The sequence below is a fragment of the Acinetobacter sp. B-6 genome, from assembly GCF_056930735.1.
On record NZ_JBXPBY010000009.1, the window covers coordinates 17,086 to 31,858 of the forward strand.

Annotated in this window: 12 protein-coding genes; 8 read left to right on the forward strand and 4 right to left on the reverse strand. The window is 36.5% G+C overall.

Annotated features, from left to right (window positions below):
• Positions 1-41 precede the first annotated feature (41 nt).
• Complete coding sequence (locus AC1Z3T_RS12150; protein WP_005029715.1) at positions 42-422, forward strand: hypothetical protein; 381 nt, start codon at positions 42-44, stop codon at positions 420-422.
• A 104-nt stretch (positions 423-526) separates the two neighbouring features.
• Here the strand turns inward: AC1Z3T_RS12150 and AC1Z3T_RS12155 are convergent, their stop codons facing one another.
• On the reverse strand, positions 527-1,762 hold the full coding sequence (locus AC1Z3T_RS12155; protein WP_005029711.1) for a pyridoxal phosphate-dependent aminotransferase: 1,236 nt from the start codon (positions 1,760-1,762) through the stop codon (positions 527-529).
• Between the two features lie 221 nt (positions 1,763-1,983).
• Between AC1Z3T_RS12155 and AC1Z3T_RS12160 the strand changes: the two genes are divergently transcribed.
• The gene (locus AC1Z3T_RS12160; RefSeq protein WP_004831256.1) at positions 1,984-2,163 is read left to right on the forward strand and encodes a hypothetical protein; all 180 of its coding nucleotides are present in this window, start codon (positions 1,984-1,986) and stop codon (positions 2,161-2,163) included.
• A gap of 425 nt (positions 2,164-2,588) precedes the next feature.
• Here the strand turns inward: AC1Z3T_RS12160 and AC1Z3T_RS12165 are convergent, their stop codons facing one another.
• The 3 genes from AC1Z3T_RS12165 to AC1Z3T_RS12175 all read right to left on the reverse strand — a co-directional run bounded on the left by AC1Z3T_RS12165 (position 2,589) and on the right by AC1Z3T_RS12175 (position 6,542).
• Positions 2,589-4,046, reverse strand: a complete 1,458-nt coding sequence (locus tag AC1Z3T_RS12165) for a sensor domain-containing diguanylate cyclase (RefSeq protein WP_004831255.1) — start codon at positions 4,044-4,046, stop codon at positions 2,589-2,591.
• A gap of 173 nt (positions 4,047-4,219) precedes the next feature.
• Positions 4,220-5,650: a sensor domain-containing diguanylate cyclase gene (locus AC1Z3T_RS12170; RefSeq protein ID WP_100884978.1), complete on the reverse strand. Its 1,431-nt coding sequence runs from the start codon at positions 5,648-5,650 to the stop codon at positions 4,220-4,222.
• 112 nt (positions 5,651-5,762) lie between these two features.
• A complete protein-coding gene (locus tag AC1Z3T_RS12175; protein ID WP_009587228.1) occupies positions 5,763-6,542 on the reverse strand; it encodes an A1S_2505 family phage non-structural protein in 780 nt (259 codons plus the stop codon).
• A 177-nt stretch (positions 6,543-6,719) separates the two neighbouring features.
• Between AC1Z3T_RS12175 and uvrB the strand changes: the two genes are divergently transcribed.
• The 6 genes from uvrB to AC1Z3T_RS12205 all read left to right on the forward strand — a co-directional run bounded on the left by uvrB (position 6,720) and on the right by AC1Z3T_RS12205 (position 14,773).
• Positions 6,720-8,741, forward strand: coding sequence for an excinuclease ABC subunit UvrB (gene uvrB / locus AC1Z3T_RS12180; protein WP_004831252.1), 2,022 nt, complete (start codon positions 6,720-6,722; stop codon positions 8,739-8,741).
• Positions 8,742-8,880: 139 nt separating this feature from the next.
• Positions 8,881-9,471, forward strand: a complete 591-nt coding sequence (locus AC1Z3T_RS12185) for a lipocalin family protein (protein ID WP_004831251.1) — start codon at positions 8,881-8,883, stop codon at positions 9,469-9,471.
• Positions 9,472-9,615: 144 nt separating this feature from the next.
• Positions 9,616-10,545, forward strand: a complete 930-nt coding sequence (gene rarD, locus AC1Z3T_RS12190) for an EamA family transporter RarD (RefSeq protein WP_004831250.1) — start codon at positions 9,616-9,618, stop codon at positions 10,543-10,545.
• A gap of 114 nt (positions 10,546-10,659) precedes the next feature.
• A complete protein-coding gene (locus AC1Z3T_RS12195) occupies positions 10,660-12,363 on the forward strand; it encodes a hypothetical protein (RefSeq protein WP_227544008.1) in 1,704 nt (567 codons plus the stop codon).
• Positions 12,364-12,715: 352 nt separating this feature from the next.
• A complete protein-coding gene (locus AC1Z3T_RS12200; protein WP_005029703.1) occupies positions 12,716-14,173 on the forward strand; it encodes a glyceraldehyde-3-phosphate dehydrogenase in 1,458 nt (485 codons plus the stop codon).
• A 114-nt stretch (positions 14,174-14,287) separates the two neighbouring features.
• On the forward strand, positions 14,288-14,773 hold the full coding sequence (locus AC1Z3T_RS12205; protein ID WP_058967778.1) for a hypothetical protein: 486 nt from the start codon (positions 14,288-14,290) through the stop codon (positions 14,771-14,773).

Consider the following 14,773-nt stretch of genomic DNA (forward strand, 5'->3'; position numbering starts at 1 on the left):
CAATCTTTAGAATGAAAATTGAATTATCACAGGAGAATTACATGAAAACTTTGATCAAATTTGTTTTTATTGGTCTATGTGGTGTTGCAAGTTCTAGTTTTGCATCACAACATCATGAGCAAAACATGAAAATTGATCACTTTGGTACAGGTAATGATGGTGATAATAGCTCAGGTCTTTTGCTGAAACAGCCGATGAAACTCGTTCCGGCATCAAAGCAACAAAGAACCAAAGAACCGCGTATTGAACATTATGGTACAGGTAACGATGGTGACAATACTTCAGGTTTATTATTGGTTGACCATGAAAAAGTTTATGCTTTATCAAATACCTATACACCACAACCTGATCAAAGACGAATTGAGCATTACGGTACAGGTAACGATGGTGATAATACGACAGGACTACTGCTTCAGGAATAATCTTTATTCGCGTTGATGGATCAACAAGGTATTAGAGCAATAGACAAAAAAATGGGTGTATCAATACACCCATTTTTACATCAAATCACAGTGATAATAGCAGACTATTGCGCTGCTTTTTCGGCTTCGATAGAAGCAATTGCAGCATCAATACCTTCAATTGAATCAGCAGCTTTTTTGATACGTGCAAGCGCATCTACTAGAACTTCATCAGCAGTTGCGTATGAAATACGCATATACCCGCCTAAACCAAAAGCATCGCCAGGTACAACAGCAACACCAGTTTCTTCAAGTAACCATGCGGAGAATTCTGTGCAAGATTTTAGCCCCTTAGCACGAATCAAAGGACGAATGTTTGCATAGGCATAGAATGCGCCGTCTGCAGGTAAACAAGTGATGCCGTGAATGTCGTTTAGACCTTGAACAACAAGATCATGACGACGTTTGAATGCTTCAATCATTGGCTCAAGAACATCTTGAGGACCATTCAATGCAGCCTCAGCAGCTACTTGTGAAATCGATGTTGGGTTAGATGTTGATTGTGATTGAATCTTCTTCATCGCACCGATTAATTTTGCTGGACCAGCAGCATAACCAATACGCCATCCAGTCATTGCATAAGCTTTAGATACACCATTCAACACGATGACACGGTCATAAAGATCAGGTGCAACTGTTGCAATATTATAGAACTCATCATCCCAACGGATTGGTTCATACATATCGTCTGATGCTACAAAAACTTCAGGGTATTTGCGTAAAACTTCAGCCAAGGCTTCAAGTTCAGCTTTAGTATAGATCATCCCAGTAGGGTTTGAAGGGCTGTTTAAAACCACCAAACGTGTTTTATCAGTAATCGCTGCTTCTAATTGAGCAGGGGTGATCTTGAAGCGCTGTTCTTCACCACACTTCACGATAACAGGAACACCCTCTGCAATAATCACCATGTCAGGATAGCTAACCCAATATGGTGCAGGGATAATCACTTCATCACCTTTATTTAACAAAGCCAGTGCCAAGTTAAAAAAAGACTGTTTACCACCACACGAAACCAAAATTTGGTTTGCTGCATAATCAAGATTATTATCACGTTTTAATTTAGCAATAATCGCTTTTTTAAGGCCTGGGGTACCATCAACAGCGGTGTATTTGGTAAAACCGTTGTTAATTGCTGTAATAGCAGCATCTTTGATGTGTTGTGGGGTGTCAAAATCTGGTTCGCCTGCGCCCAATCCGATTACATTTTTACCAGCAGCCTTTAATTCAGCAGCTTTATTGGTAACAGCAAGCGTTGGAGACGGTTTGATGGCATTTACACGATCAGAGAGACGTACGTCCACGGCATTATTCCTTCTTATAGGGATTAAAAAATAAAAAGCACATTATCATAGCCTAAATTTTAAGGTTTGGTCGTTTAATATTTATGCAAATTGACCAAATATTCACGAAAAACAAAAAATTAATGTATCAAGAGAATACAAATAAATAAGCGCAATGGAGATCACTCGCATCAAGGGCAAAATTTACGTACAATATAGCCAGTTAAAATTGAGTGAATCACATGAGCACCCAAAATACTCCCAAAAAAAAGCCATTGGTGAATTTACCTTTTCCAATGCCATCAGCTATTGAAAATGTAGATGATGTTGCCCACAATCAAGTGCGCCCAAAACCTGAGCAATATGCAGACCGTACATGGATGCCTCCACGTGGTACACGTCGTTCGATGGGTAAACGTTAAAGTTTGAATAAAAAAAGTAGGTGCATAAAGCACCTATTTTTATGTCTTATTTTTAGGGTCTGTGGACATTTCATAAATGGCTTGTGTTGTAGGTTAAAATTGAGCAGGCAAGGCATGAAATGAAGAGAATAGCGAGACTATTTTTAAGTTTCATAACGTAGCCTGAGATAATTTTAACCACAACCCTGAGCAAGAACAAAGCACTGCTTTGTTTGCAGCGCAAGGCATAGCGGGGACTAGCGTGTTTTTTGTCGCTTCGTCGTTCCCTTGCGAAACAGTGTTTCTCATCATTTAGAATGACTAAATTTCGTATTTCGCGCCTAGAATCGCCTAAAAAACACACCTAGTCGCAAACATAGACGAATTGTCCACAGACCCTAGATATATCAAGCTGGTGTTGAGGATTTAGGCTGAGCTTTCCCGTTTTATATTAAGTTTTGTTCATTGAGCATTTCAGTGACGTATTCATAATAATTTTTCTTTTTTTGATACATCAATAAATCCGCACGCTTCAACATATTATCAATACTTTCATTTTCATTGGTTGTGGCATAACCAATAGCAATGCTGATCGGCTGCGAAGAGTAGTACTGATTATCAATATTCAGTAATTCCTCTATGGTCATAATCATAGATTCAACCATTTGCTCATTGGCTGCAGGCATGAGCAGTACAAATTCATCTCCGCCAATCCGTGACGCGGTATAACTGGTATTGGCAATCGTACGACTGAGAATATTGCCCATTCGGCGTAACAAACCATCCCCAATATCATGACCGAATTGATCATTAATGGCTTTTAACCCATTCATATCGATGAAAACTGCAGAGGTCGGACGCAATATATTGCGTTCTAAACGATTAATTTCTTCTGTATAGAATGAACGGTTAAATAATTTGGTCAATACATCATGTTTACCTAGGTATTCCAAATAACTTTCGGCTTTTTTACGCGCCGTAATATCGGTGAGTGCGACTTGAACTAAACTCCAGTCTTCCTCATAACCAGGGAAAACAGTAAATTGCAACAATACATTCCGTACCGAGCCATCTAAAGCGTAATTGATCGCTTCACGTTGATGGTGAATTTTACCATTCCACAATTCAATCAACTGCTCTCGGAATGTTTGGTAAATTTCTTTGGCAAAGACTTTGTTTAAGTTTTTAAATAAGGTTTCTTTATCTGGAGCCTTAAATAAGTCCAGTGTTGCTTGATTGACATCCAGTAAAATAATATCTTCAATACATTGGTTCACAAAGTCTGTATGTACATCCAAAAAGGTTCTAAAATCATCAATACCGATTTGGCGTAACTGATCTAAACGCATTTTGACCCGACTAAAATCCTCTACCCATAATGAAGCAGGCGAATAGATAAAGCGAGATTCTGCAAGTTGTCGATTTTTTTCTTCTAGACGACGGGCATTTTGATAATCTGTAATATCTTCTGTGGTAATAAGAACTTGATTTAAACTCTCTTCTGAACCAGGCATCACCGCGCCACGTAGTTTGATGTCCAGCTTTTTCCCTGAAATCGTGTAATTTACAGTGGTGCTGGAAAACTCTGTCTGACCTTCCCAAAGTGCAACCAACTCTTTGATATGTGAATCAAACATTTCTTTTTGGAAAATAACATTTAAATTTTGACAGAGATGTTTTTGATTTTTTGCTTCAAAAAGCTGTAAAGTTTTTTGATTCACTTTAACAATTTTAATTTTATGTGCGCATTGAGTCACTTGTTCTGGATGTGCTTCTAAAAAGCTTTGAAGATTTGTAACCCCTTGATCTTTCCACTGATTAAATTGTTCTTTTATTGCACTATAATCTTCTAACCACATAGGTGTGGGGGATATATCAAAAATAGAAGAATCGGAAAATGCCATTACAAGATTCTCGTTTGCTATAAAAGTCATTTAATTGTTTTGGAATATATCCTAAAATTTAAGGATGTAAAATAATAAGCAAAAATAAAATTTAAATTATTTATTATCTCTAAAAAATAGTGATAACTGACTCACTTTGTCCATTTACTGACAATTAGTGTAAAAGTGTATTTTTAATATTTAAAATCATGCTGACGACTGACCTGATTTAAATAAAAATATTGTTTATCCTTATACATCATTTGATCGGCTTTTTTTAATAAATCCGCGATATCACCTTGCTGATTTATACTTGCATAACCAAATGCAACACGAATTGGATGGTGTGGAAACGCTAATTGATCAGCCAATAATTTTTTTTGAATTATGGTGATGAGATTATCTATATCACGTTGATTTGCTTCAGGCATTAAAATCACAAACTCATCTCCGCCTATACGAGATACTGAATAACTGGTTTTTATGGTTGATGTTTTTAAAAGTTCTGCAAATCTTTGGATTAATAAGTCTCCAATATGATGACCTTGAACATCATTGATTTTTTTTAATCCATTAATATCCAAAAAAATACAGGAAAGTGAATGAAATGCTGTGGATTGTAAACGTTGGATTTCTTCACTAAAAAATGTGCGGTTATATAATTGGGTCAATTGATCATGTTGATTGGCATAGTGTAAATAATCTTCTAGTTTTTTTCGTTCAGTTAAATCGGTAAATGCAATTTGCACGGTATCCCAATTATGTTGTGAGTCAGGGAAAATGACGAAGTGTTCTTGAACATGAATTAAATCACCATGCACCGACTGATATTCACATTCTCGTTTAATTTGATGCTGTCCATTCCATAAATATAATAGTTGTTGAGAAAAATTTTGAAGATGATCTTTAAAAATACGATGTAGGTGCAGACAAAACTGTTGTTTATTATAGGCACAAAAGAGATCAAGCAAAGCTTGATTGACACCTACAGTTTGGATGTTTTTAAAACAAAAAAATAAAAAATCAGGATTTTTTTCGATATAGCGTTTTAAATCTGTAAGGTGATTGGCTTTGAGTTGATCAAATATTGTTTTGATCTTGCTATAGTCTTTTACCCACAGTGCGGTTGGGGAATGTAAAAATAAAGATTCAGCAAAACGCCGCGCATTTTGTGATTGCGAAATATCCTCAGTGGTCAATAGCACCTGATCCCAACAATCCTTGTCATCGGACAAAATGTTGGCTCTCAACTGGATATCGATTCTTTTACCTTGACAAGTATAGTTGATGACTGGAATAGAGCAATTTTTTTGTTTGTTCCACAATGCTGAAAAAAATTCAATATGCATCATTTCAGTGTCTTGAGTATGCATTTCTGGAAATTTTTCTATAATTTCTTCTAAATTATGGGCTTCATACAAATTGAGTGTACTTTGATTGACATCAATCGTTTTAATTGCAGCTAGACAGGGGACTAAACGTTGAGGATCTTCGATTAAATAATGCTGTATATCAGATATACCTTCAGCAGCCCAGGCATCAAAAATCTTTTTGATGCCACTAAAATCCTGTAGCCACATCGCAATGGGAGACAAATTAAAAATCGTTAAATCGATTTGCTCCATTCTTATTCCATTTTATTATTTATAAATTTAGCTTAAATATAATACGGTAAAATGGCAATACCTAAATATATTGTGATGTGAAGAAAAAGTGATCCTATGCACTATACCTGACTTACTTCTTGGCATGATGTTCTGCTTTAGGCGCTGCAATCACACGTTGACCTGTCCATACATCAATAAAATCTGTTTCATTTAAATGATAAAGCTCTAACAATGCCAGAATCGCACCACCAATAATCATTGAACCTTCAGAGTTCGGTTGGAATTCAATTATTTTGCCATGCAGATTGTGAAGAATGTCTTGTATTTCAAAAATCCGATCACGTCCATTACTGTCATTTGGATACATGGGAGTGTTTAAAATAATCGTGGCTAGGCTTTTTTCTGCATCTGTTAAATCTAAATTTTTTATTGCTTGCTCAGGATCAGCACTAAAAATGACCTGATCTGTAATAAAACTATGCAACAATTTTTGCGTCAGCTTCGGTAATGTCTTTTCAACGAAAGGGCGGAATGAGACTGGAAAAATCACATTACGCGCGATTCCCTTAAACATGGGCGCGATTTCTTCAACTTTATAACCTGCAACACCACATCCCACAGACGTAATGAAATACTTCATTTTTGGATGATTCTTAGCATATATTTTAAAATCATCAATATAGTGTTGAATTTGTGAAAGTGGCATTTGTTGTAAATGTTCATTCATGGTTGGAATTGCAAAACTCTGACCCGCCCAACCACGTCCCACACCTTTGGTTGCCCCGAAAAATAAATGAGCTGTTTTTGCAGCACCACCTTGATGTGTTCCTGCCAAATTACTTCCGAAAACAAATACAGTGTCTTCAGGTAAAGTTTTGATAATGCTTTCATCATGGTAGTGATATGTCATGTTTTTCAATCCTTTAATCGGCTTAATTCCATGTTGCTATCGAAATAAAAAAGGGTCAAGGTATTTGTTGAATATTGTGTAAAAAACCCCATTAAGTTTAAGGTAAATCTTTTGCTCAAGTCGGTTTCTGTTAAACTGCACGAGCTTCTTTCTTCTTGGTTAAAAGAGTGAATTATTGTGAATGATCATCAACCTTTTGAACTTGTTACAAACTACCAGCCTGCTGGTGATCAACCTCAGGCGATCGAAAAATTAGTTGCAGGGATAAATCAAGGTTTTCATGATCAGCTTTTATTAGGTGTGACTGGTTCTGGTAAAACGTATACCATGGCAAATGTGATTGCTCAGACGCAAAGACCAACCATTATCATGGCGCACAATAAGACTCTTGCAGCCCAGCTTTACGGTGAATTTAAAGCATTTTTCCCCAACAATGCTGTCGAATATTTCGTCAGTTATTATGATTATTATCAACCTGAAGCTTATGTGCCTTCTTCTGATACTTTTATTGAAAAAGATTCAGCGATTAATGATCATATTGATCAAATGCGTCTTTCAGCAACACGTGCACTGTTAGAGCGACGGGATGCCATTATTGTGGCTTCAGTTTCAGCCATCTATGGTTTGGGTGATCCCAATGCTTATATGAGTATGTTGTTGCATATTGTACAAGGAGACAGAATCAGTCGTGATGACATTATTCGCCGTCTTGTCGAAATGCAATATACACGCAATGAGCTGGAGTTTTTACGAGGTACTTACCGTATTCGTGGCGAAATTATTGATATTTTCCCTGCCGAATCGGACCAACATGCCATCCGTGTTGAACTGTTTGACGATGAAGTCGATTCGATTCGTTGGTTTGATCCAATTACCGGGAAACTGGTACGTAAAGCCCCTCGTGTGACGATTTATCCAAAAAGCCACTATGTCACTCCAAAAGATAATCTTGAACGTGCTATTGGAACGATACGAGATGAACTTGCAGAACGTTTGGTTTTCTTTAAAGAGCATGAAAAGTTGTTAGAAGCGCAACGGATCGAACAACGTACGCGTTATGACTTGGAAATGATGCAACAACTCGGCTATACCAATGGGATTGAAAATTATTCAAGACATTTGTCTGGTCGTCCGGCAGGTGAAGCACCACCAACATTGTTTGATTATATTCCAGATGATGCCTTACTGATTATTGATGAGTCACATGTGACAGTTCCTCAAATTGGTGCGATGTACAAAGGTGACCGTTCTCGAAAAGAAAACTTGGTTAATTATGGTTTTCGCTTACCAAGCGCCTTGGATAATCGCCCAATGAAGTTTGAGGAATGGGAGCGTATTGTTCCGACGACCATTTATGTCAGTGCAACACCTGCAAAATATGAACTGGAAAAATCAGTCCAAGTTGCCGAGCAGGTGGTTCGTCCAACAGGTTTAGTCGATCCAGAAATTGAGATACGTCCAGTTTTAACCCAAGTCGATGATGTACTCTCCGAAATCAATATTCGTAAAGAGCTGAATGAGCGAGTGTTGGTGACAACACTGACCAAACGTATGGCTGAAGATTTGACCTCATATTTAAAAGAATATGGCGTAAAAGTAGCGTATTTGCATTCTGATATTGATACGGTTGAGCGAGTGAAAATTATCCATGAATTACGTACAGGTATACATGATGTGATCGTGGGGATCAACTTGCTACGTGAAGGTTTGGACATGCCAGAAGTTTCTTTGGTGGCGATTTTAGATGCGGATAAGGAAGGTTTTTTACGTTCTGAACGTTCACTGATTCAAACCATTGGGCGTGCAGCAAGACATGTCAAAGGTAAAGCGATCTTGTATGCAGATCGTGTGACTGACTCTATGCAGAAAGCCATAGATGAAACTGAACGTCGTAGAGCTAAACAAATTCAATTTAATGAAGAACATGGCATTATTCCACGCAGTGCAGTTCGTCAAGCAATCAAAGAAATCGATACCGGCGAGGTGCTCACTGACGATCAAATTGATGATGCGATTGTTGAGCAACAACATGCTTTAACTGCGGACGAACGTCATATTTTGTCTGACCCTAAACTGTTCACTAAACACATCACTAAACTTGAGAAAGAGATGTTAAAAGCATCAAAAGAGTTGCAATTTGAACAAGCAGCACGCTTACGAGACGAAATTGTGCGTTTAAAAGCGCGAATGTTAAAGTGATTTCGTTTGAGACGTGATTGCTGTATTTGACTTAGATTGTTGCTTTAATATGGACATAGGATACATAAAGCTACAATCTAAGTTTACATTTCTGATTATTTTATAATAAATAGTAAAAATCCACGATTGAGGGTATAAAGTGCAATTATTCAAAATATTACCCAAATCCTATACGCTAAAAAACATGATCATTGGGTTCAGCATTATTTCTGCTACTCTTTTTTATCCTAAAGTGTATGCGGATTATTCGACATTGGCAGCTGTTCCAAAATTAGAGCTAGGTCAGTATCTCGGGTTATGGTATGAAATTGCACGTAAACCTATGTATTTTCAAAAAGCCTGTAAGTCTGATGTCACTGCACGTTATACCGTCAATGAGTTTGGCAATGTTGCAGTAGATAATCGTTGTATTGATCAAAATGGCGAAGAATTGCGTGCGTTGGGTGAAGCTTTTATCAGTAATGAACCCTTTAACTCTAAGTTTAAAGTCAGTTTTATTCCTGAGGCAATTCGCTGGATGCCCGTGGGAAGAGGGGATTATTGGGTGCTTAAAATAGACCCAGAATATCAAATGGCTTTGGTCGGAGAGCCTAAACGTAAATATTTATGGTTATTGTCACGTGATCCACATCCTGATGAAACCAAAGTAACTGAATTTCTACGATATGCACAAACGGTTGGTTTTAATTTAAAAGATATTATTCGAACCAAGCAGAACGTTTCACAATAATTCCATAAGCTGGCAATTTGTCTGTTGATATTTGATTATTTCAAATCTTCATTTGAGAAAATATTGCAATATTCAAAATAATTTTGAAAGAAAAAAAGTTTATACTATTGAAAGATTTATTTGAGAATTTTCGAGAGGCGATAGATGTTTAAGGGCGTAGCATTGTCTATATTGGCATCTGTCACCTTTGGAGTATTGTATTTTTATACCAAATTATTAGGCGATTTAGATAGCCAACAAACATTTGGTTGGCGAATCATTGCAACCTTACCTTTTCTAACTTTATTTATGTTTTTCAGTGGTGATTTTGCCCACGTCAAAAGTATTTATCAGCGTATGATGAAGCAACCTGCGTTATTGATCTTACTGCTGATCACTTCTGCGCTGACTTGTTTCCAACTTTGGTTGTTTCTATGGGGACCGATGAATGGACGAGGATTACAAGTTTCATTGGGATACTTTCTTTTGCCTCTGGTCTTGGTTCTCGCGGGTAGTATTTTTTATAAAGAAAAGTTATCAAAATTTCAAATGGTTGCCGTGGCATTTGCTGTATTAGGGGTAGGTCATGAGTTGTGGCGTTTGGGCAGTATTGCATGGGAAACCATCAGTGTTGCTTTGGGTTATTCACTGTATTTTCTGATCCGAAAAGCAATCAAAACGGATAATCTTGGTGGGTTTTGGTGGGACATCCTGATTTGCATACCTGTTGCCATCTATTTTACTCAAATGGGAGTGAATGCTTATGGGCAGTTTATTGAAATGCCCAGTTTATTTTTGGTGGTTGCTGGGCTAGGTGCATTAAGTGCTATTGGTCTAGGGAGTTATATTTTAGCCAGTCGTTATTTGCCTATGGTGCTGTTTGGTTTACTGAGTTATTTAGAACCCGTTTTATTGGCATTGGCTTCATTGGCTTTAGGAGAGTCTATTTCAGCAGATGAATGGTTGACTTATATCCCGATTTGGTGCGCTGTAGGTGTTTTGGTTTTAGAAGGCAGTTGGCATATTTATCAACAAGGAAAGAAACGAAAAAATTTGGAATTGAATATTAAAAAATTTGATAAAAGGAAGAAGTAACAGGTATTCTTTAAATATAAAAACGATAATCCTTGAACTTAAATTAAAATAAATGTTAAATATATCTCAATATTGGTGCTTTAAACATGTTTAAAAAGAAAAGAATATTGATTGATGATGAATATAACAATGATTCCCTATCAAATACGGGCAACCCTTTTGCAACTTGAGCCGAGTACAGATTTGAACTGGGCAAAGGTGTTGTACGAAATTTTTGATGAAGCTAATATTGAAGTACGCGAAGAAATTGATCGTCAAATCTTAAAGCCTAAAGAGATACAATGGAATAGAACTGAAAATACCTTTGAATTTAAAATTACAAACTCATTGGAAACGTTAAAGCATCGTTTAGACAGTGAGCGCATGCGTTCGATTGCCAATAAATTAAGTAACTCACTCCATTGGTTAGAACAAATTACTGATTGTGTACAGATTGCAGATTACCTTGAAAATACTTTACATCAGATTGATCTAATTCCAGTCGATGACCATCTTGGCTTACAACGTGAAAAATTATTAATACGCCGAGTTTTTTTGCAAGATGTGGCGAAGCTGGTACGAAATCTCAATATTCACATTCATCCGAATGTACGTGATTTAACGGTAAATCAAATCAAATGCTTTATTATCGAAGTGTTTATCAAGCAACAATTATTAGGATATTGGTTTAAACCTTTACTGACCAAATCATCAAATTTATTTGCTCATCCCTTCTTTAAATATTTTATTGTCAGCGAACAGAAAATTCGTAAATTCGATATTGTGAATACTTCTGAATTTATTTATTTGATAGCACCAATACAACATTTTGAGCAAAACCCATATTCAATTCGTCGATTTTTGTTTGAAGAACATATTGAATATAACAATCAAATCTATTTAACAGGATTAGTGATTGATCCAAAACAGATCAGTGAAAATGCATATCGCGTGCAAACAGATCAGTTGATACAAAAAATGGTGACGATCCAACATCAAGTTCATCGAGATGTCATTGAGATTGTACAAGAGTTTGAAAGTTTTACTGAAACCAAGCTATTGCCATTTTTAATGCAACCGCTGGGAATGGTCGGTAAAAACAGTGATCTCGTGGCACAAAATCATATTAAAACCATTGAGCAAATGTTAATTGCCAATGTGTTAATGCCACTAAGAAATGCCCTAAAAAATGATTTATCACATTTAGAAGAATTTGAATATTTGTTTATGAGTGTTCATCGCATTTTATCTGAGATTTTGTCTCATTATCGCGATTTTAAAGAGCAACCCGCATTGTTTTTTAATGCGCATGTGCAGTTATTTGAATATCGTTTACTGGCATATTTGAAGCTTTTGGAAAAACGTAAGGACGAAATCTTTATTCCGATGAGTAAACAGGAATGGCAAGTCATGCATGAACGTTCACAACAACCGATAAAAAAGCTTCAAGAGATTATGTTTGATCAAGCCAAAGACTACAACGAATTACAACTCTACATCCAACAATTAAAACATGAACAGAATCAAGTAAAAGGCTCTTTGCTCAAGAAAATTGTAAAAGGTGGAAAAGTAGAAAAAGACATTCTGCAAGCTAAACATGCCACACTGCTGATTAAGAAGCAGACGTACTTAGATGTATTGAGCGTTCCAAAAGGTTTATCGAAATATAGTGTATTTATTGAATTTGAAAGCTTAACTTCTTTGAGTGAATTAGAACGGCATTATGCTTTTCCTTCAGGGGACAATGGTATTATTCGTTTCCCTTTTTTAATGAAAATTCCTGAGAATCTAGCAGATTTTGATTTTGAAGCTTTTCATGCATCCATGTATATGGATTAATTTCATACTTGAGCGCTGTTTATCCAACCATCATATCGACTGAATATAGGCTGTTGATCTGTCAATGCTCGATGAGGAAAGCAGTTAAACTGTGCTTAATCGTGTTTGAAATGAAGCAGCTGGATGTTTTTCATTCTTGTTATGAAATGCATGTAACACTATGTTAAAGATCTATAAACAAAGAAATCTAAATTATAGTTTAGATATCAATATTTAATTTTTATAAAAATATCTAACATGATAAATTATTATAAAAATCTACCATGAATTGATTTCAACTAAATGAGAATTCCATTACAATTGTGGGGTTTAAAAATCCATGTCTAGATATACATAAATAGAGGACGTATCTGTGAGCAAAGACACTATCATCGCCCTACATGCAGAGCACCAAGGTCGCTGGAAAAACCGTGAAGAAATCGCGGAACGTATGATTGCATTAATCGGTCAATTATACCGTGAAAAAAATATTGTGACTTCTGTTTACGGTCGTTCTTTAGTGAACCGTTCAGTAATTCAAATTCTTAAAGCTCACCGTCGTACGCGTATGATGGATGTTGAACTTTCAGTTGTACATACGTTTCCTATTTTAGAAGCTTTAGCAAAATTAGATAATATTGGTTCAGCAGAAGTTGATTTAGGTAAACTTGCTGTTGAATACAAAGAAAAGGGTGGCGATGTTGATGCATTTGTTGCTCAAGCTGTTCGCTCTTTAGAAGGTCGTCCGGCACAAGTTGAACCGAAAGATGTTGTGCTTTACGGTTTTGGTCGTATCGGTCGTATTTTAGCGCGTTTGATCATCAGCCAATCTGGTCTTGGTCGTGGTTTAAGCCTGAAAGCAATCGTCGTACGTAAATCATCTGATGGTGATTTAGAAAAACGTGCTTCATTGTTACGTCGTGACTCAATTCATGGTCCATTTGCAGGAACAATTTCTGTAGATGAAGAAAATGAAGCAATCATTGCCAACGGTAACTTCATTAAAGTGATCTATGCATCTAGCCCTGCTGAAGTAGATTACACTGCTTATGGTATAGATAATGCACTTGTGATTGACAACACAGGTAAATGGCGTGATATCGATGGTTTATCACAACATCTTAAATGTCCAGGCGTAGGTCGTGTGGTACTTACTGCTCCGGGTAAAGGTGATATGAAAAACGTTGTATTTGGTGTGAACCAAAATGACATTATCGATTCAGATAAAATCATTTCAGCGGCAAGCTGTACCACCAACGCAATTACACCTGTCTTGAAAGTATTAGAAGACAAATACAAAGTGATCAATGGTCATGTTGAAACAGTTCACTCATTCACTAATGACCAGAACTTGATTGATAACTACCATAAAGCAGATCGTCGTGGTCGTGCTGCAACATTAAATATGGTGATCACTGAAACTGGTGCTGCAAAAGCTGTTGCAAAAGCATTACCTCAGTTGCAAGGTAAATTAACAGGCAATTCAGTACGTGTACCTACACCAAACGTTTCGTTGGCTATTCTTAACTTAACACTTGAGAAAGAAGTAGATCGTGAAGAAGTAAACGAATATATTCGTCAAATCTCGATCAACTCAAGCCTTCAAGGTCAAATTGGCTATACAAACTCTACCGAAGTCGTATCTTCTGACTTTATTGGTTCTCGTACTGCTGGTGTATTTGATGCACAAGCGACGATTACATCAGGTAACCGTTTAACAGCTTATGTTTGGTACGATAACGAAGTGGGTTATAGCTGCCAAGTATTACGTATAGCTGAACAAATGTGTGGTGTAAGCTATCCAAAAGCACCTGCTGAAACAAATGCATAATTTGTAATATTCAGTAAAAAGGAGCTTCATCTGAAGCTCCTTTTTTTATATTCTAAATTTATCTTGGTTTAAATTTAATAAACGATTTTAACCGAAATTTAGAGCATATTAAAAATGAATAAAAATTTACCAATTTTCGCTTTGGTTTTGCTGAATTTATCAACAATAATCCATGCAACCCCGCAAACAAGCCTTGATTTAACCCCAATATTGCAAGATCGTTTTGAACAAAATTGTGAGGTTCGCCAGCAATTTGATTATTATGTTCGCGATGATGAAATTCTGCCAATATTAATGAATCAGGTGGCTAAAGATGAAGTTGATGAACAAAACGCCTATGTGAGTAGAATCCTTACTTTAAAAAATACGACTTATCGGGGACTGATTGTCACAAAAATTGAGTTTGTATGGGGGCGAGGATTGACTTTAATGGAGTATTTACATTTCGATCTCCCAAGTGCTTCAGCACAGCAACAATTTAATGAAATTAAAAAGAAAAAACAGCAAAATGCTAAAGCTGCAAATTTTGTAATGGTTGGAGAAGGCAAAAATAAGGGTATCGCGATTTGCGCTTGGGCAGATAAAAATACAGCTGAATAA